Source organism: Ramlibacter sp. AN1133, assembly GCF_037890035.1.
Lineage (GTDB): Bacteria > Pseudomonadota > Gammaproteobacteria > Burkholderiales > Burkholderiaceae_C > Ramlibacter.
On the sequence record NZ_JBBKTQ010000027.1, the window covers coordinates 22,167 to 39,429 of the forward strand.

Genomic DNA, 17,263 nt, shown 5'->3' on the forward strand with positions numbered 1-17,263 from the left:
CAAGCAAGGCCGAAGATTGTAGGGAGGGGGCACCGATGAGGAGGCGGAAGGGTTATGTGTCGGCCGTCCGTCGAAGGAACAACAAAGTTTTACAGACCAGCAAGCATGCATTGACTTATCGTCCGCCGTCCCCACTCCCGCATGCCGCCATGGAATCGTGGAAGCAGTGGTTACCGGGCTGCCCCTTCGACTGGCAGCTGCGCCCGCCGGAAGCGGGAGTGGAAGCCGTGCGCCGACAACTGCTGGCCGTGCTGGACGACTGCGACGGCACGGACTGCGACCGCCTGCGGTGGCGGCTCCACACCGCCGAAAGGCCGCAGGAGCTCTGGCTGCTGCGCGACCAGGTGTTCCAGGTGGTCGTCGCCCAGCATTGCCTGGCGCAGGCGCACGAGCGCATCGACAGCCTGCTGGGGGCCTTCCGCACCGTGTTGCCGGGCAGCATGTTCAGCCGGACCTAATTCCTCCGCGCCGGCGCGGTTGTTGTAACCGCCGCACAGCTATCGCTTACACTTAGTGACAAACGACGCGTCTTGCGCCGTGGGAGACACAAGTGAAGCGCTTGATCGTGGCGGCCGTGGCCGCGCTGGCCCCGCTGCTGGCCATGTCGCAGATCCTCGTCGGCCAGACCGCCGGCTTCACCGGCCTGGTGGCGTCCGGGGTGAAGGAGACCACCGAGGGCGCGAAGCTCTGGATCGACGCCGTGAACGCCAGGGGCGGCGTGAACGGGCAGAAGATCGAACTGATCTCGATGGACGACCGGTTCGATCCGGGGCTGGCGGCCTCGAACGCGCGGGAACTGATCGAGGACAAGCATGTCGTCGCCCTGTTCCTGAACCGCGGCACGCCGCACACGGAGGCGATCCTTCCGCTGCTGGAGAAGAACGGCGTGCCGCTGGTCGCGCCTTCCACCGGCGCGATGGTGCTGCACGAGCCGGTGAAGAAGTACGTGTTCAACGTGCGCGCGCCCTACCAGCGCGAGGCGGAGAAGGCGGTGACGCACCTGCGCGCGCTGGGCATCAACCGCATCGCGGTCGTGTATGCCGACGACTCGTTCGGCCTCGACGGGCTGGAGGGAGCGGGCAAGGGCTTCTACCGCGCCGGCTTCGCGCCCGCCATCGCGATCAAGGCCGATCGCGTGCGGCCGGACTACAAGGCGATCGTGCAATCGATCGAGAAGGCGGGTGCGCAGGCCGTGGTCTGGATCGCCTCGGGCACCGCGGTGATCGAAGGCATCAAGACGGTGCGCGCCACCTTGCCGGGCCTGCAGGTGGTGACCCTCTCGAACAACGCGTCGGCCGGGTTCGTCAAGGGCCTGGGCGAGGCGGGCACCGGCGTGATGGTGACCCAGGTGTTCCCGTCCGAGCGGGCCCTGGCGCTCGGGATGGTGCGCGATGCCGCGGCGCTGGCGAAGGAAAAGAAGCTGGAGCTGAGCCCCGCGATGCTGGAGGGCTACGCCGGCGCCAAGGTGCTGGTCGAAGCGCTGCGCCGCGCGGGCCCGAACCCCACGCGCGCCAAGGTGCAGGCCGCCCTCGAAGGCCTGCACAAGTTCGACCTCGGCGGCATGGAGATCAGCTACTCGCCCGAAGACCACACCGGCATGGAATTCGCCGACCTGTCGATCATCGGGTCGGATGGGAAGTTCAAGCGATAGCGTTCGCGCCTGCCGCGAAAGGGAACAAACCTAACAGCCGAACGCAGAGGGCGCAGAGAGTACGCAGAGGACGCAGAAAAGACCTTCAAGAGAATTTCCTGGGGTTCCTTCTGCGTCCTCTGCGTATCCTCTGCGCCCTCTGCGTTCGGTATCTTGTTTTCCCGCTGCCAATCGATCAATCCAGCGCGTAGATATCCACGTCCCGCGTTTCGCGGACGAACAGCGTGCCGATCACGCAGGTCGCGGCGGCGATGACGATCGGGTACCAGAGGCCGTTGTACATGTTGCCGGTCTGCGCCACGATCGCGAACGCGGTCGTCGGCAGCAGGCCGCCGAACCAGCCGTTGCCGATGTGGTACGGCAGGCTCATGGAGGTGTAGCGGATACGCGTGGGGAACAGCTCCACCAGCATCGCCGCGATCGGGCCGTAGACCATCGCGACCAGGATCACGAGGTACGCCAGCAGCGCGATGACCATCGCCACGTTCATCTTCGCGGGGTCGGCACCGGCGGGATAGCCCGCCGCCTGCAGCGCCCCGTTCACTTCGTTCTTGAACGCAGCGATCTTCCGGTTGCTGGCTTCGTCGAAGCGGCCGTGGCCGACCACCGCGGCCGGCGCCACGATCGCCTTGGCGCCGATGGTCACCGTCGCCGGCTGGCCCCGGGCAGCCTGCGCGTTGTCGTAGCTCACCGAGTTCTGCGCGAGGAAGCGCTTGGCGATGTCGCAGGAACTGGAGAAGTCGATCTCGCGCGCGATGGGGCTGCCCTGGAACGAGCATTGCGCGGGATCGGCGTGCACCACCACGCTCGCATGCGCCTGCGCGGCGGCGAGATCGGGATTGGCCGCACGCGTCAGCGCACCGAACACGGGAAAGTAGGTCAGCGCGGCCAGCAGGCAGCCGGCCATGATGATCGGCTTGCGGCCGATGCGGTCCGACAGCGCACCGAACACGATGAAGAAGGGCGTGCCGATCACCAGCGCGGCGGCCATCATCAGGTCGGCCGTGGCGCTGTCCACCTTCAGCGCCTGCGTCAGGAAGAACAGCGCATAGAACTGGCCCGAATACCAAACCACGGCCTGCCCGGCCGTCAGGCCCACCAGCGCCAGGATCACCACCTTCAGGTTGCGCCACTGCCCGAACGATTCCTTCACCGGCGCCCTGGAGCTGCGGCCCTGCATCTTCATCCGGCGGAACGCCGGCGACTCGTTCATCGACAGCCGGATCCACACGGAGACGGCCAGCAGCAGCACCGACAGGATGAACGGGACGCGCCAGCCCCAGTCGGCGAAGGCCGCCTCGCCCAGCAGCGTGCGCGTGCCGAGGACCACCAGCAGCGACAGGAACAGGCCCAGCGTCGCCGTGGTCTGGATCCAGGCCGTGTAGGCGCCGCGCCGGCCCTGCGGCGCATGCTCCGCCACGTAGGTCGCCGCGCCGCCGTATTCGCCGCCGAGCGCGAGGCCCTGCAGCAGGCGCAGCGCGATCAGCAGCACCGGCGCCGCCACGCCGACGGAGCCGTACGAGGGCAGCAGGCCGACGATGAAGGTCGACAGGCCCATGATCAGGATGGTGACCAGGAAGGTGTACTTGCGCCCGATCAGGTCCCCGAGGCGCCCGAACACCAGTGCGCCGAAGGGGCGCACCAGGAAGCCTGCGGCGAAAGCGAGCAGCGCGAACACGAACGCCGCGCTCGGGTCGAGCCCCGAGAAGAACTGCTTCGCGATGATCGACGCCAGGGAGCCGTACAGGTAGAAGTCGTACCACTCGAAGACGGTGCCGAGCGAGGAGGCGAAGATCACCCTCTTCTGCTCCGGCGTCATCGGGCTGGCGGCCGGCGCGGGAACAGCGGCGATCGTCGGTCGTGCGGGGTTGCGTTGCATCACGCGCCGCATTCTTCGCGCACGCTCTGACCCTGCTCTGACGCGAAACTTATCCGGCTCTGACCGATTAGGGTCAAACCCGCAGTCGCGCTTTCACGATGCGAAGGAGCTACGGATTTCCTTTACGCGTCTGCCCGGCCGGAAGCGCCGCCGCCTGCTCCCACGCCCCATCCGCGAACCACGCATTGCCTTCCAGGTACTCCCGCAGCATGGGCAGCGCATCGAAGCCCCAGAACAGCCGGCCATCGACTTCGCACGTCGGCACGCCGAACAGCCCGCGCGCGATCGCCGCCTCGGTGTTGGCCTTCAGTTCCGCCTTCACCTCCTCACCGGCGGGGTCGCGTTGCGGCTGCAGCAGCACGCGCAGTTCCTCCAGCCGCTGCGCGTCTGCCGCATCGGCGCCGCCGCGCCAGACGTGGCGGAACACCGTCTCGGCGATGTAGCGGTTCACCAGCCCGTCCTGCCCGCAGGCGAGGGCGAGCCGCAGCACGCCCAGCGGGTTGAAGGGATGCGCGGCGGGCAGCTGCATGGCAATGCCATGCGCATGCGCGAGCCACAGCACCTGGCGATAGGTCCAGTCACGCTTGGGCGCGATCTCGGCCGGCCCGAGCTGGCCGTGGTGCTTGAGCATGCCGGCGAACAGCACCGGCCGGTAGTCCACGCGGTAGCTCAGGCCCTCGAGCGCCTCCGGCAGCTTTTCGAAGGCCAGGTAGGCGTAGGGCGAGATGAAGTCGAAGTGGAAGGTGATGTGCTTCATGGATCGGCCTTGGCGCGCAGCAGCAGTTCGTCCCAGAGGGCGCGCTTCTCCTCCTCGGTGGCGCGGCCCCAGGCCGCGATCTCGTCCAGCGTACGGTAGCAGCCCTCGCACAGGCCGGTCGCCGCGTCCATGCGGCACACCGAGATGCAGGGCGAGGGCACGAAGTCCGACAGTTCGATCGTGGCCGCCTTCTCCAGCAGGAACTGCCTGGTCGACGAACTCATCCCGGCGGCGCCTGCACCACGTCGGCCACCGGCGCGCCGGTGAGCCGCTCCAGGTCCTGCGGCCGCAGCTTGAACACGCCGTGCGGATGCCCCGCGGCGGCCCAGATCTCGTCGAAGCGGAACAGCTCGCGGTCGATCAGCGTGACGGGTGGCTGCGCATGCGCGATCGGCGACACGCCGCCGATGGAGAAACCGGTCTTCGCCTTGACGAACTCGGCGTCGGCACGGCCGGTCTTGCCGACGATCGCATCGACCTTCTTCTCGTCGACACGGCGGTCGCCGGAGGCGATCACCAGCACGGCCGCGTCGTCGGACTTGCGGCGGAAGATGATGCTCTTGGCGATCTGTCCGACGTGGATGCCCAGCGCATCGGCGGCCTGCTGCGCGGTGCGCGCGGCGTCGTCCAGCATCAGGGGCGCGTGGGGATGGCCGGCGTCCTGCAGGGCGCGCGCGACGCGCTGCACGCCTTCGGGGAGGGACTGGAGTTCAGCTCCGCACATGCCTACGCCGTCCTCTTGTTCAGGATCGCCGTCGCCGCGCGCGAGTTCGGCTTGCGGCCCAGGAAGTCGCTGATGAACTTGCCGGCGTCCACCAGCTGGTCGAGGTCGATCCCCGTCTCGATGCCGAGCCCGTCCAGCATGAACACGACATCCTCCGTCGCCACGTTGCCGGTGGCACCCTTCGCATAAGGGCAGCCGCCCAGGCCGGCCACCGACGCATCGAACTGCCAGATGCCCATCTCCAGGCAGGCCAGCGTGTTGGCGAGGGCCTGCCCGTAGGTGTCGTGGAAATGGCCGGAGACGTCGGCGGGCGAGAAGTGCTTCAGGGCGGCCTCCATCGCGCGCTGCACCTTGCGCGGCGTGCCGACGCCGATCGTGTCGGCCACGCCGAGGTGCTGCACGCCGATCTCCTTCATGCGCCGCGCGAACATCTCGACCCGCTCGGGCGCGATCTCGCCTTCGTAGGGGCAGCCGACCGCGGTCGACATCGCCGCGCGCACGTGGATGCCCTTCGCCCGCGCCGCTTCCACCACCGGCGCGAAGCGCTCGATGCTTTCCGCGATCGAGCAGTTGATGTTGCGCTGGCTGAAGGCCTCGCTCGCGGCGCCGAAGATCACGATCTCGTCGGGCCGGCCTTCCAGCGAGGCCTCGAAGCCCTTCAGGTTCGGCGTCAGCACCGAATAGCGCACGCCGGGGCGCCGGGCGATGCCCGCCATCACCTGCGCGGCGTCGGCCATCTGCGGCACCCACTTGGGCGACACGTAGCTGGTCACCTCGATCTCGCGCAGGCCGGCCTCCTGCAGCCGGTGCACCAGTGCGATCTTGATGGCGGCGGGAACCGGCTCCTTCTCGTTCTGCAGGCCGTCGCGCGGGCCCACGTCGACGAGCTTCACCTTGCTCGGGAGTTGCATGGCTTCAGTATCCTCTCTGCAAATCGACCACGCCGACGAGGGGTTCTCCCTGCTCGAAGGCGCGGATCTTGCGCGCGATCTGCGCGATGCTCTCGTCGCGCAGCGTGCGCGCCGAGGTATGGGGCGTGACGGTGATCCTGGGGTGCGCCCAGAACGGATGCCCCGGCGGCAGCGGCTCGGTGCGGAAGACATCGAGCGCCGCGCCCGCCAGGTGCCCGCCGTCCAGCAGCGCCAGCAGGTCCTCGTCGACGAGATGCGCGCCGCGTGCCACGTTGATCACGTAGCCTGCGGGCAGCAGCCGGCCCAGCGTGGCGCGGTTCATGATGTTCTCCGTCTCCGGCGTCAGCGGCAGCAGGTTCACCAGCACGCGCGTGCCGGCGAGGAAGGCATCGAACTGCTGCGCGCCGGCGAAGCACTGCACGCCGGGGACGTCCTTCGCGCCGCGGCTCCAGCCACGCACCGGGAATTCGAAGCCGGCGACCGCCTGCGCCACGCGCTGCCCCAGCACGCCGAGGCCCATCACGCCCACCGGGAAATCGCTGCGGGGGCGCGGGCGACGGAAGCTCCAGCGGCCTTCGGCAGCGTCGCGCTCGTAACCGTCGAGCTCGCGGAAGTGCCGCACCAGCGCATGGCAGACGAACTCCGCCATCTGCACCGACATGCCGGCGTCGTCCAGCCGCACCAGCACGGCTTCGGGGGGCAGCCGCAGTTTCAGCAGCGCGTCGACGCCGGCGCCGGTGTTGAAGACGCCCTTCAGCCGCGGCTGCTCGTCGAAGAGCTGCTGGGGCGGCGCCCAGACGACGGCGTGGTCCGCCTGGGGCGCGCCTGGGCGCCACTCCTCCACGGTCGCGCCGGGCAGCGCGGCGCTGAGCCCCGCGATCCAGGGCGCCGGCTTCATCTCGGTACAGCAGACGACGATACGCATGGTGCTTATTGTGCGGGACGTCCCCGTTGACGCTGGTGCGGCGGCAGTGCCAAGCTGCGGCGGCTGTTCACGCAAGACAAGGAGACCAGATGACCCCGCGTTCCTTCCTGCGCGCCGTGTGGCTCGGTGCCGCCCTGCTCGCCGCCGCGTTCCAGGCGCCCGCCGCCGACTTCCCCGCGCCGAAACAGGGCACGTGGGTGGTCCGCGACTTCCGTTTCCACACCGGCGAGGTGCTGCCGGAGCTGAAGGTGCACTACCAGACCGTCGGCGAACCGGGCGGCGAGCCGGTGCTGGTGCTGCACGGCACGACGGGGTCGGCCGCGAGCATGCTCACGCCCAATTTCGGCGGCGAGCTGTTCGGCGCCGGGCAGCCGCTCGACGCCACGAAGTACTTCGTGATCCTGCCGGATGCGATCGGCACCGGCGGCTCCAGCAAGCCTTCGGACGGCCTGCGCATGAAGTTCCCGAAGTACAACTACGACGACATGGTCGAGGCGCAGTACCGGCTGGTGCGCGAGCACCTGAAGGTCCCGCACCTGCGGCTGGTGATCGGCAATTCCATGGGCGGCATGCAGACCTGGATGTGGGCGCAGAAGTACCCCGGCATGATGGACATCGCGGTGCCCATGGCCTCGCTGCCCACGCCCATGTCGGGCCGCAACTGGACGCTGCGCCGGCTGCTCACCGAGTCGATCCGGCGCGACCCGGCGTGGAACAACGGCAACTACACGGCGCAGCCCCCGGGCTTCCAGCTCGCGTCGATCTTCTTCGCCACCGCCACCAACGGCGGCAACCACTCGTACATGAAGGCCGGGCCGAACCGCGAGAAGGCCGACGAAGCGCTGGAGGCGCGGCTGAAGGGCTTCCGGGGCGATGCCAACGACCACCTGCTGCAGTGGGAGTCGTCGGCCGACTACAACCCCTCGGCGGGGCTGGAGAAGATCACGGCGACGCTGCTGGCGATCAATTCGGCCGACGACGAGCGCAATCCCGTCGAACTGGGCATCCTGGAGCGCGAGCTCAGGCGGGTGAAGAACGGCCGGGCCTACGTCATTCCGGCGAGCGAGCAGACGCTGGGGCATGGGACGACGGGGAATGCGAGGTTCTGGAAGCAGGAGCTGGAGAATGTGCTGAAGACGGCGCCGCAGCTGGCGCCGATGTGAGGAGCGCTTCGCGCATCGCTGGGGTTTCGCTTCGCTCCACCGCCAGCCTACGTTGCCGCCTGCGCCGCACTTCGCGCATCGCTGGGCTTTCGCTTCGCTCCAGCGCCAGCCTACGTTGCCGCCTGCGCCGCACTTCGTAGGCTGGCGGTGAACGCCGAAGGCGTGAACCCCAGCGCTCTCAGGCACTCAACTTCAGCAGCTCCGCCCCCTCCTGCACCTGGTCCCCCGGCGCGAACAGCAGTTCCGCCACCACGCCGTCGTTCGGCGCCGCGATGGTGTGCTCCATCTTCATGGCCTCCATCACCGCCAGCGGCTGGCCCTTGCGCACCTGCTCGCCCGGCTTGACGGCGAACGAGATCACCTTGCCGGGCATCGGCGCCGTGAGGCGCCCGCCTTCCGACGCGTTGTCGCCCGCGTGCGCCAGCAGGTCCACCGACACGATCTGCGCGGCGCCGGCTTCGGTGAACACGTGGTCCGTCTCGCCCTGGGTGTAGATCGCGGCGCGCATGCGGCGCGCGCCGTACTGCAGTTCGATCGCGTCGGCGCCCGCGGTCCGGAACGACAGCCGCTCCGGCGCCCCCGTCCCGATGGCCAGCATCAGGGCGCCGTCATGCAGCGTCGTCAGCGTCGCCTCCTTCTGCTCGCCGCCGAAGCCGAAGGCGAAGCGCCGCGTCGCCACGCCGTGCGAGCGCCAGCCATCGCGCCGGCTGAACGGGTCGTCGCCGGCGAGCACGCGCTCGTCGAGCAAGGTGCGCGCGACTGCTGCCGCCGCCGCGAGCTCCAGCCCCACCGGCAGCTGGTGGAACAGCACCGCGGACTCGCGCGGGATCAGCGCCGTGTCCAGGTCGGCCTGCGCGAACGAGCGGCTGGTGACGACGTGGCGCAGGAACTGCACGTTGGTGCTCGGGCCGACGATGTGCGTCTCCGCCAGCGCCTCGTCCAGCCGCGCCAGCGCCTCCTCGCGCGTGGCGCCGTGCACGATCAGCTTGGCGATCATCGAGTCGTAGTAGGGCGAGATCGCATCGCCTTCGCGCACGCCGTCGTCGATGCGCACCAGCGCGCGCTCGAAGGCCGCGGCCCGCGGCTTGCGGTACACGTGCAGCGTACCGGTGGCGGGCAGGAAGTTGTTGTCCGGGTTTTCCGCGCAGATCCGCGCCTCGATCGCATGGCCGTGGATGCGAAGGTCCTCCTGCTTCAGCGGCAGCGGCTCGCCGGCGGCCACGCGCAGCTGCCATTCGACGAGATCGAGGCCGGTGATCGCTTCCGTCACCGGATGCTCCACCTGCAGCCGCGTGTTCATCTCCATGAAGAAGAAGTTCATTTCGCCGTGGCGCTGCTCCACGATGAATTCCACCGTGCCCGCGCCGACGTACTTCACGGCGCGCGCCGCGGCCACCGCGGCCTCGCCCATGCGCCGCCGCATGGCTTCCGTCATGCCCGGCGCGGGCGCCTCCTCCAGCACCTTCTGGTGCCGGCGCTGCACCGAGCAGTCCCGCTCGAACAGGTAGACGTAGTTGCCCTGCGTGTCGCCGAACACCTGGATCTCGATGTGCCGCGGCCGCGTCACGTACTTCTCGACCAGCACGGCCTCGTCGCCGAAGCTGTTGCGTGCCTCGCGCTGGCAGGAGGCGAGCGCCGCCGCGAAGTCCGCGGCCTTGTCCACCGCCCGCATGCCCTTGCCGCCGCCCCCGGCGCTGGCCTTGATCAGCACCGGGTAGCCGATGCGGTCGGCCTCGCGCTGCAGCAGGGCCGGATCCTGGTCGGCGCCGTGGTAGCCGGGCACCAGCGGCACGCCGGCCTTCTCCATCAACTGCTTGGACTCCGCCTTCAGGCCCATCGCCTGGATCGCGGAGGCCGGCGGGCCGATGAACACCAGGCCCGCCTCGGCGCAGGCCGCGGCAAAGCCTTCGTTCTCGCTCAGGAAGCCGTAGCCCGGATGGATCGCCTGCGCGCCCGTCGCCATGGCCGCCTCGATGATCCGTTCCCACCGGAGGTAGCTGTCCTTGGGCGCGCTGCCGCCGATGTGCACGGCCTCGTCGCAGGCGTGCACGTGCTTGGCGTCCGCATCGGCATCGGAGTACACGGCGACCGTGCGAATGGCCATGCGCCTCGCCGTCGCGGCCACCCGGCAGGCGATTTCGCCGCGGTTCGCGATCAGGATCTTCTTGAACATCAACCCAGCTCCCGCGGCAGCGGCCGCCCCTTGAAGAATTCACCGAGCCCGCGCACCACCTTGCGCAGGAACTTCACCAGCACCACCAGCAGGATCACGGCGAGCACGATGCTGATCACCAGCACGATCGCGAACGGCACCGGATGCGTCGCCGACAGCCACAGCATGAACACGACCAGCCCGTCTTCCGCCAGCGAGACGGCCATGTTGGAGAAGGGCTCCGGCGAGGTGTTCACCGCCGCCCGCGTCGTCATCTTGGCGGCGTGGCTCGTCGCCGCGAGGCTGCCGCCCAGGATCGCGGCGATCCATCCCATCGCCTGGTTGTCGGCGCCCAGCGCACCGGCCGCCAGCGCGGCGCCGGCCGGGATGCGGATCACCGTGTGGATCGCATCCCACACCGAATCGACGAAGGGGATCTTGTCGGCGAAGAACTCGGCGAACAGCATGAAGCCGCTGGCGACCAGCACGCCGGGGTGCTGCAGCACGTGCAGCCCGGGCGGCAGCGGCAGCCACCCCATCCAGCCCGCGAAGCCGGTGAGGAACACCGCCGCATACAGGCGGAACCCGCTCGCCCAGCCGAGTGCGGCCGCCAGGGCCAGCAGCTGCGGCGTGTCGGGCGCGAGGTGGCCGAGCCAGTCGAGATTCATGTCGGCGCCAGCTACGGCAGCAGCCAGTTCGGCTTGCGCTTGCCGAGGAAGGACTGCACGCCTTCGCGGCCTTCGTCGCTGGCGCGGATGTCGGCGATGCCTTCCACGGTGCGCCGCACGAGGCCAGCGGTGATCTCGTGCCCCGCCACGTCGTGCAGCAGCTTCTTGCAGGCCTTGACCGCCTGGGGACCGGCCTGCACCACCGCGGTCGCGATCTCGTTCACCTTCGCATCGAGCGCATCGGCCTTCACCACCTCGTGCACGAAGCCGATGCGGTGGGCCTCGGCGGCGCTGAAGCGCTCCGCGGTGAGGAAGTAGCGGTGCGCGGCACGCGCGCCCATCGCGCGGATCACGTACGGGCTGATGGTGGCGGGCACCAGCCCCAGCTTCACCTCGCTCAGGCAGAAGACCGCGGCCTCCGAGGCCACCGCCATGTCGCACGCGGCGACCAGGCCCGTGCCGCCGGCATAGGTGTCGCCGTGCACGCGCGCGATGGTGGGCTTGGGGCAGCGCCAGATCACTTCCAGCAGGCGGGCCATGGCCGAGGCATCCGCAATGTTGTCCTCGCGCTCGTAGGTGGCCATGCGCTTCATCCAGTTCAGGTCGGCACCGGCGCAGAAGGCGGGGCCGTTGCCGGCCAGCACCACGCACCGCACTTCGTCGCGCTTGCCGATCTCGATGAACACCGCCGTCAGTTCGGCGATCACTTCGTCGTTGAAGGCGTTGCGCAGCTCGGGGCGGTTGAGCGTGACGGTGGAGACGCCGCGCTCGTAGCTCAGTTGCAGATGGTTCATGGGGTCTCCCTGGGTTTCCAGACGACCGAGCCGTTGACGGCGTACAGCTTGCAGGGCGCGCCGGAAGAACGCGCGCAGCCCAGGAGGGCGCGCTCGTTCGGGTCGGTGGGCAGCGACAGGTCCTGCGGGTGCAGGCTCCAGGCGGCCCACCAGTGGCCGCGGTCCGAGATCGCGAAGGCCTTGGGCGTGGGCCGCGTCAGCCACTCGCGGTAGGCGGCGCGGCCGCGGTCGGAGAGATAGGGCAGCGCGTCGACGTCCTCGATCGCCGCGTAGCCGGTCGCGATGAAACCCGGCTGCGGGCGCGCGGGTGCGGCAGTGGCTGTCACCGCCACCCCGGTGACCGGTGCCGCCACGGCGGCGACCGGAGCGGCGACCCGCGCCGCGGCGCTGGCCGGCGGCAGCACGGGCTCGGCGTCCCACACCACCTTGTCGTTCACCGCATACAGCTTGCAGGGCACCTTCGCCGAGCGCTCGCAGCCGGTCACCGCGCGCTCCTTGGGATCGGTGGGCAGCGACGCATCCTGTGGCCGCGTGCTCCAGGCAGTGAAGAAGTGGCCGTTGGGCGCGACCGCGAAGGCGCGCGGGAAAGGCCGCGTCAGCCACTCGCGATACGCATCGCGGCCGCGCGGGCCCAGGTGCGGCACCGCGTCCGCGTCGTTGAGCGGGGCGAATGCGGTGGCCTTCGGCTCGTAGCCCCCGGGCTGGGTGCCGCGCGGCAGCGTGAAGGTTGACGTGCGCCCCATCACCACGCGGACCTGCTCCGGATACTCGTACGCCGCCCCGGAAGCGTGGTCGACGACGGCGCCGACCACCCCTCCGATCAGGATGTTCCCGAACATCGCTGCGCGAGTGCCGGATTCCACGGAGACGATGCCCTGCGGCAACGCCGGCTTCTCGCAGCGCACCTCCATCGGCTTGTAGGACCGCACGATGGAGCTGCCGCCGGGCGCGCGCACGCGCCAGCTGCCCTTGTCGTTGCTGAGGGTGCAGTCCGCGCCGTCGACGGCGGTGCCCTCCGCCGTGCGCGCCTGCACGTACATCTGCTGCGTGTTGCCGCCCGCGACCGAAGCGCAGCCGCTCGCCAGCGCCGCCAGCGCCAGCGCGCCGGCCCAAGACATCATTCTCCGAAGCGTCACCATTCCTGCTCCTCCAGTGAAGGTTCCATTCTGGAGGAGCACGTCACATCCGGAACAGGCCGAACCTCGGCTCGCCGATCGGCGCATTGAGTGCCGCCGACAGGCCCAGCGCCAGCACGCGGCGCGTGTCGGCGGGGTCGATCACGCCGTCGTCCCACAGGCGCGCGCTGGCGTAGTACGGGTGCGACTGGCGGGTGAACTGGTCGAGGACGGGCTGGCGGAACGCCGCTTCCTCCTCGGCGCTCCAGCTGCCGCCGCGCGACTCGATGCCGTCGCGGCGCACGGTCGCCAGCACGCTGGCGGCCTGCTCCGCGCCCATGACGCAGGTGCGCGCCGTCGGCCAGGTCCAGAGGAAGCGCGGCGAATAGGCGCGCCCGCACATGCCGTAGTTGCCGGCGCCGTAGCTGCCGCCGATGATCACCGTGAACTTCGGGACCGAGGCGGTGGCCACCGCCGTCACCATCTTGGCGCCGTGGCGCGCGATGCCTTCGTTCTCCACCTTGCGGCCCACCATGAAGCCGGTGATGTTCTGCAGGAACAGGATCGGCGTCTTGCGGTGGCAGCACAGCTCGATGAAGTGCGCACCCTTCTGCGCCGACTCCGAGAACAGGATGCCGTTGTTGGCGACGATGCCGATCGGCATGCCCTCGATGTGGCCGAAGCCGCACACCAGCGTGCTGCCGAAGCGCGCCTTGAACTCGTGGAATTCCGAGCCGTCGACCAGGCGGGCGATGATCTCGCGCACGTCGAAGGGCTTGCGCGTGTCGGTGGGGATGATCCCGTACAGCTCGCTCGCGTCGTAGCGCGGCGGCTCGGGCTTGCGCCGCTCCACCGGCCAGTCCTTGGGCCGGTTCAGGGTGGCGACGGCGCGGCGGGCCAGCGCCAGCGCGTGCTCGTCGTTCATCGCCAGGTGGTCGGCCACGCCGGACAGGCGCGTGTGCACGTCGCCGCCGCCCAGGTCCTCCGCGCTCACCACCTCGCCGGTGGCGGCCTTCACCAGGGGCGGGCCGCCGAGGAAGATGGTGCCCTGCTCCTTGACGATGATGGTCTCGTCGCTCATCGCCGGCACGTACGCGCCGCCGGCGGTGCACGAGCCCATCACCACCGCGATCTGCGGGATGCCCTGGGCGCTCAGGTTGGCCTGGTTGTAGAAGATGCGGCCGAAGTGGTCGCGGTCGGGGAACACCTCGTCCTGGTTCGGCAGGTTGGCGCCGCCCGAGTCCACCAGGTAGACACACGGCAGGTTGTTCTGGCCGGCGATCTCCTGCGCGCGCAGGTGCTTCTTGACGGTGAGCGGGTAGTAGGTGCCGCCCTTGACGGTGGCGTCGTTGCACACGACCACGCACTCGATACCGCTCACGCGGCCGATCCCCGTGATGATGCCGGCGCTGGGCGCCTCCATCGTGCCGTCCTTGGCCAGGTACATGCCGTGGGCCGCGATGGGCGCGATTTCCAGGAAGGGCGTGCCGGGATCCAGCAGCATCTGCACGCGTTCGCGGGGCGGCAGCTTGCCGCGCGCCGAATGCTTCTGCCGCGCGATCTCTCCGCCGCCGGCGGCATGCAGCGCGACCTGCGCATTCAGGTCGTCCACGAGCGCCTGCATGGCGGCCGCGTTGGCCTGGAAGTCCGCGGAGCGCGGATTGAGCTGGCTGGCCAGTGTCGTCATGCGGTGCGTTCCTCCTGCAGGCCCAGTTCCTTCTTCATGGCCTCGCGAATCTTGAACTTCTGGACCTTCCCGGTGACCGTCATCGGGAGCGCCTCGACGAAGCGGATGTAGCGCGGCACCTTGTAGTGCGCGATCTGCCCGGCGCAGAAGGCGCGCACCTGTTCCTCGGTGAGCGCCTGGCCCGGCCGCGTGATGATCCAGGCACACAGCTCCTCGCCGTACTTGCGGTCCGGCACGCCGACCACCTGCACGTCCTGCACCTGCGGCATGCGATAGAGGAATTCCTCGACCTCGCGCGGATAGATGTTCTCGCCGCCGCGGATCACCATGTCCTTGATGCGGCCGACGATGTTCACGTAGCCCTCGTCGTCCATCGTGGCGAGGTCGCCGGTGTGCATCCAGCCTTGCGCATCGATGGCCTCCTGCGTCTTCTCCGGGTCGTCCCAGTAGCCCTGCATCACGGAGTAGCCGCGGGTGCACAGCTCGCCCGGCTGGCCCGTGGCGAGGACCTCGCCCGTGCCGGGCTCGACGATCTTCACCTCCAGGTGCGGCTGCACCTGTCCGACCGTGGCCACGCGCTTTTCCAGCGGCGTGTCGGTGCTGCTCTGGCAGCTGACCGGGCTGGTCTCGGTCATGCCGTAGGCGATGGTCACCTCGTGCATGTGCATGTCCTTCACCACCCGCTTCATCACCTCGATCGGGCAGGGCGATCCGGCCATGATGCCCGTGCGCAGCGAGGACAGGTCGAACTCGCCAAAGCGCGGGTGGTCCAGTTCGGCGATGAACATGGTCGGCACGCCGTGCAGGCCGGTGCAGCGCTCGGCCTGCACCGTTTCCAGCACCGCCAGGGGATCGAAGGCGTCGTTGGGATACACGATGGTGGCGCCGTGCGTGAAGCAAGCCAGGTTGCCCAGCACCATGCCGAAGCAGTGGTACAGCGGCACCGGGATGCACAGGCGGTCGGCCGGCGTGAGCTTCATCGCCTCGCCGATGAAGAAGCCGTTGTTGAGGATGTTGCGATGGGTCAGCGTGGCACCCTTGGGGAAGCCGGTGGTGCCGCTGGTGAACTGGATGTTGATCGCGTCGGTGGCCTGCAGGGCCGCCGCCATGACGTCCAGGCGCGGATCGTCGACGCGGCCCCGCGCCAGCAGGTCGGAGAAGCGCAGCATGCCGGGCTCTTCCGCGCCTTCGCCGGCGACATCGATCCAGACCGTGTGCTGCAAGTGGGGCAGGCGCGCCGGGCCGAGTTCGCGCAGCATGCCCAGGTAATCGCTCGTCTTGAAGCGCGCCATCGTCACCAGCGCCTTGCAGCCCACCTTGTTCAGCGCGTATTCCAGTTCCGCCGTGCGGTAGGCCGGATTGACGTTGACCAGCACCAGCCCCACCTGCGCGGTGGCCAGCTGCATCAGCACCCACTCGGCGTTGTTGTGCGACCAGATGCCGATGCGGTCGCCGCGCTCCAGGCCCAGGCCCAGCAGGGCGCTGGCCAGCCGGCGCGCTTCGCGCTGCAGTTCCCGGTAGCTGTAGCGGCGGCCCTGGTGGCGGCTCACCAGCGCGGGGTGGTCCGGCTGGCGGGCCACCATGGCATCGAAGAACGCCGGGATGGTCTGTTCGAGCAGCGGCGTGGCGGTGTCGCCGCGGGCATGGGCGACCGAAGGCTGGGCGAGCACGTTTCTTGTCTCCGTTCGGATCAGGCGCAGGGGGACAGCATAGGGCCAAGCGGGTTGCGGGGGCGGCCGCGTCGGGTTGCAAATCCTGCCAAGCTCGACCACACTGGCCGCCATGCCCAGCCCGTCCGTCCGGCGCCCGCCCGCCGCCGTCACCCCGATGGCCTTCGCCCGAGCGATCGCGGCGGCCTACCGGATGCACGGCCAGGGGCCCGAACGGGCGCTCAAGAAGGCACAGATCACGCCAGCCCAGCTGCAGAAAGCGGAGGCCCGCATCACGGCGCGGCAGATGGAATTGCTGTCGGCGGCCGCCATGGAGGAGCTGGACGACGAGGGCCTGGGCGCCTATGGCCGGCGCCTGCCCTGGGGCAGCTACGGCATGCTGGCCCGCGCCTCGCTCAGCGCGCCCGTCCTCGGCGTGGCGCTCAAGCGCTGGTGCCGCCACCATGGGCTGCTCACCGGGGACGTGCGGCTGTCGTTGACGGTGACCGGCGCCGTCGCGGCGATCGCGATCGAGGAACGCCGGCCGATCCCGCGCGAGGTGCGCGAGCTGGGCCTCGCCTTCCTCCTGCGCAACGTGCACGGGCTGGCCTGCTGGTACGTCGATTCGCGCATCCCGCTGCAGGCCGCCAGCTTCCCCTTCGCGGCGCCGCCGCACGCGGACGCCTATGCGCACATGTTCCCGGCGCCGCTGCAGTTCGAAGCCCCGCAGGCGGAGATCCGTTTCGATGCCCAGTACCTGAAGCTGCCGCTGCGGCGCGACGAGAAGGCGCTCGCGCAGATGCTGCAGCGCGCCCTGTCGATCACGGTGCTGCAGTACCGGCGCGACCGACTGCTGGTGCCGCAGGTGCGGCAGGCGCTCGCCGCGCATCCGGAGCGCAGCCACAGCGCGGAGGCGCTGGCGGAGTTGCTGAACGTGTCGTCGCGCACCCTGCACCGGCAACTGAAGGAAGAAGGCGCGAGCCTGCAGCAGCTGAAGGACGAAGTGCGGCTGGAGCGCGCCCGCGAACTGCTGTGGCGCACGACCCGGCCGGTCAAGCAGGTGGCAGCGGCCGTGGGCTTTCGCAACGAGAAGAGCTTCGCGCGCGCGTTCCGGCAATGGGCGGGGGTGTCGCCGGGGGAGTTCCGGCGCGGTGCCTAGCCGCGTCGCTCAGCGCGCCGGCAGGGCCG

At 69.6% G+C, this 17,263-nt stretch carries 16 protein-coding genes; 4 read left to right on the forward strand and 12 right to left on the reverse strand.

Annotation, left to right across the window (positions count from 1 at the left end; genetic code table 11):
• Positions 1-149: 149 nt before the first annotated feature.
• Both WG923_RS25615 and WG923_RS25620 read left to right on the forward strand, forming a co-directional pair.
• On the forward strand, positions 150-458 hold the full coding sequence (locus WG923_RS25615) for a hypothetical protein (RefSeq protein WP_340353852.1): 309 nt from the start codon (positions 150-152) through the stop codon (positions 456-458).
• 143 nt (positions 459-601) lie between these two features.
• A complete protein-coding gene (locus tag WG923_RS25620) occupies positions 602-1,651 on the forward strand; it encodes an ABC transporter substrate-binding protein (protein WP_340353900.1) in 1,050 nt (349 codons plus the stop codon).
• 175 nt (positions 1,652-1,826) lie between these two features.
• On the opposite strand, the gene WG923_RS25625 is transcribed toward WG923_RS25620, so the two are convergent.
• The 6 genes from WG923_RS25625 to WG923_RS25650 all read right to left on the reverse strand — a co-directional run bounded on the left by WG923_RS25625 (position 1,827) and on the right by WG923_RS25650 (position 6,847).
• Positions 1,827-3,530: an MFS transporter gene (locus WG923_RS25625; RefSeq protein WP_340353853.1), complete on the reverse strand. Its 1,704-nt coding sequence runs from the start codon at positions 3,528-3,530 to the stop codon at positions 1,827-1,829.
• Between the two features lie 109 nt (positions 3,531-3,639).
• Positions 3,640-4,287: a 2-hydroxychromene-2-carboxylate isomerase gene (locus tag WG923_RS25630; RefSeq protein ID WP_340353854.1), complete on the reverse strand. Its 648-nt coding sequence runs from the start codon at positions 4,285-4,287 to the stop codon at positions 3,640-3,642.
• Positions 4,284-4,511, reverse strand: coding sequence for a DUF1289 domain-containing protein (locus WG923_RS25635; RefSeq protein ID WP_340353855.1), 228 nt, complete (start codon positions 4,509-4,511; stop codon positions 4,284-4,286). The genes WG923_RS25630 and WG923_RS25635 overlap by 4 nt, the downstream gene beginning before the upstream one ends.
• Positions 4,508-5,011 carry a YbaK/EbsC family protein gene (locus WG923_RS25640; RefSeq protein ID WP_340353856.1) on the reverse strand — a complete coding sequence of 168 codons (504 nt, stop codon included), beginning with the start codon at positions 5,009-5,011 and terminating at the stop codon, positions 4,508-4,510. Before WG923_RS25640 ends, WG923_RS25635 begins: the two co-directional genes overlap by 4 nt.
• 2 nt (positions 5,012-5,013) lie before the next feature.
• On the reverse strand, positions 5,014-5,922 hold the full coding sequence (locus WG923_RS25645) for a hydroxymethylglutaryl-CoA lyase (RefSeq protein ID WP_340353857.1): 909 nt from the start codon (positions 5,920-5,922) through the stop codon (positions 5,014-5,016).
• Positions 5,923-5,926: 4 nt separating this feature from the next.
• Positions 5,927-6,847 carry a 2-hydroxyacid dehydrogenase gene (locus tag WG923_RS25650; protein WP_340353858.1) on the reverse strand — a complete coding sequence of 307 codons (921 nt, stop codon included), beginning with the start codon at positions 6,845-6,847 and terminating at the stop codon, positions 5,927-5,929.
• Positions 6,848-6,936: 89 nt separating this feature from the next.
• Here WG923_RS25650 and WG923_RS25655 point away from each other — a divergent pair, with 89 nt between their 5' ends.
• Entirely contained in the window at positions 6,937-8,010 is a 1,074-nt protein-coding gene (locus WG923_RS25655; RefSeq protein ID WP_340353859.1) for an alpha/beta fold hydrolase, read from the forward strand.
• 178 nt (positions 8,011-8,188) lie between these two features.
• Here the strand turns inward: WG923_RS25655 and WG923_RS25660 are convergent, their stop codons facing one another.
• Genes WG923_RS25660 through WG923_RS25685 form a run of 6 tightly spaced genes read right to left on the reverse strand, consistent with a single transcriptional unit; the run spans position 8,189 to position 16,096 of the window.
• Positions 8,189-10,183, reverse strand: a complete 1,995-nt coding sequence (locus WG923_RS25660; protein WP_340353860.1) for an acetyl/propionyl/methylcrotonyl-CoA carboxylase subunit alpha — start codon at positions 10,181-10,183, stop codon at positions 8,189-8,191.
• Positions 10,183-10,830 carry a DUF4126 domain-containing protein gene (locus tag WG923_RS25665; protein ID WP_340353861.1) on the reverse strand — a complete coding sequence of 216 codons (648 nt, stop codon included), beginning with the start codon at positions 10,828-10,830 and terminating at the stop codon, positions 10,183-10,185. The genes WG923_RS25660 and WG923_RS25665 overlap by 1 nt, the downstream gene beginning before the upstream one ends.
• A gap of 11 nt (positions 10,831-10,841) precedes the next feature.
• Entirely contained in the window at positions 10,842-11,624 is a 783-nt protein-coding gene (locus WG923_RS25670) for an enoyl-CoA hydratase/isomerase family protein (protein ID WP_340353862.1), read from the reverse strand.
• A complete protein-coding gene (locus WG923_RS25675; protein WP_340353863.1) occupies positions 11,621-12,745 on the reverse strand; it encodes a hypothetical protein in 1,125 nt (374 codons plus the stop codon). The genes WG923_RS25670 and WG923_RS25675 overlap by 4 nt, the downstream gene beginning before the upstream one ends.
• Before the next feature lie 58 nt (positions 12,746-12,803).
• On the reverse strand, positions 12,804-14,426 hold the full coding sequence (locus WG923_RS25680) for a carboxyl transferase domain-containing protein (RefSeq protein WP_340353864.1): 1,623 nt from the start codon (positions 14,424-14,426) through the stop codon (positions 12,804-12,806).
• Positions 14,423-16,096 carry an AMP-binding protein gene (locus WG923_RS25685; RefSeq protein ID WP_340353865.1) on the reverse strand — a complete coding sequence of 558 codons (1,674 nt, stop codon included), beginning with the start codon at positions 16,094-16,096 and terminating at the stop codon, positions 14,423-14,425. Before WG923_RS25685 ends, WG923_RS25680 begins: the two co-directional genes overlap by 4 nt.
• Before the next feature lie 112 nt (positions 16,097-16,208).
• Between WG923_RS25685 and WG923_RS25690 the strand changes: the two genes are divergently transcribed.
• Positions 16,209-17,234, forward strand: coding sequence for an AraC family transcriptional regulator (locus WG923_RS25690; RefSeq protein ID WP_340353866.1), 1,026 nt, complete (start codon positions 16,209-16,211; stop codon positions 17,232-17,234).
• Positions 17,235-17,263: the final 29 nt, after the last annotated feature.

Excerpts from the sequence above, each read along its gene's own strand:
- WG923_RS25665 (WP_340353861.1), bottom strand. The coding sequence starts at position 10,830 with ATGAATCTCGACTGGCTCGGCCACCTCGCGCCCGACACGCCGCAGCTG.
- WG923_RS25625 (WP_340353853.1), bottom strand. The coding sequence starts at position 3,530 with ATGCAACGCAACCCCGCACGACCGACGATCGCCGCTGTTCCCGCGCCG.
- WG923_RS25620 (WP_340353900.1), top strand. The coding sequence starts at position 602 with ATGTCGCAGATCCTCGTCGGCCAGACCGCCGGCTTCACCGGCCTGGTG.
- WG923_RS25655 (WP_340353859.1), top strand. The coding sequence starts at position 6,937 with ATGACCCCGCGTTCCTTCCTGCGCGCCGTGTGGCTCGGTGCCGCCCTG.
- WG923_RS25630 (WP_340353854.1), bottom strand. The coding sequence starts at position 4,287 with ATGAAGCACATCACCTTCCACTTCGACTTCATCTCGCCCTACGCCTAC.
- WG923_RS25615 (WP_340353852.1), top strand. The coding sequence starts at position 150 with ATGGAATCGTGGAAGCAGTGGTTACCGGGCTGCCCCTTCGACTGGCAG.
- WG923_RS25645 (WP_340353857.1), bottom strand. The coding sequence starts at position 5,922 with ATGCAACTCCCGAGCAAGGTGAAGCTCGTCGACGTGGGCCCGCGCGAC.
- WG923_RS25690 (WP_340353866.1), top strand. The coding sequence starts at position 16,209 with ATGCCCAGCCCGTCCGTCCGGCGCCCGCCCGCCGCCGTCACCCCGATG.
- WG923_RS25635 (WP_340353855.1), bottom strand. The coding sequence starts at position 4,511 with ATGAGTTCGTCGACCAGGCAGTTCCTGCTGGAGAAGGCGGCCACGATC.
- WG923_RS25675 (WP_340353863.1), bottom strand. The coding sequence starts at position 12,745 with ATGATGTCTTGGGCCGGCGCGCTGGCGCTGGCGGCGCTGGCGAGCGGC.
- WG923_RS25640 (WP_340353856.1), bottom strand. The coding sequence starts at position 5,011 with ATGTGCGGAGCTGAACTCCAGTCCCTCCCCGAAGGCGTGCAGCGCGTC.
- WG923_RS25670 (WP_340353862.1), bottom strand. The coding sequence starts at position 11,624 with ATGAACCATCTGCAACTGAGCTACGAGCGCGGCGTCTCCACCGTCACG.
- WG923_RS25660 (WP_340353860.1), bottom strand. The coding sequence starts at position 10,183 with ATGTTCAAGAAGATCCTGATCGCGAACCGCGGCGAAATCGCCTGCCGG.
- WG923_RS25650 (WP_340353858.1), bottom strand. The coding sequence starts at position 6,847 with ATGCGTATCGTCGTCTGCTGTACCGAGATGAAGCCGGCGCCCTGGATC.
- WG923_RS25680 (WP_340353864.1), bottom strand. The coding sequence starts at position 14,426 with ATGACGACACTGGCCAGCCAGCTCAATCCGCGCTCCGCGGACTTCCAG.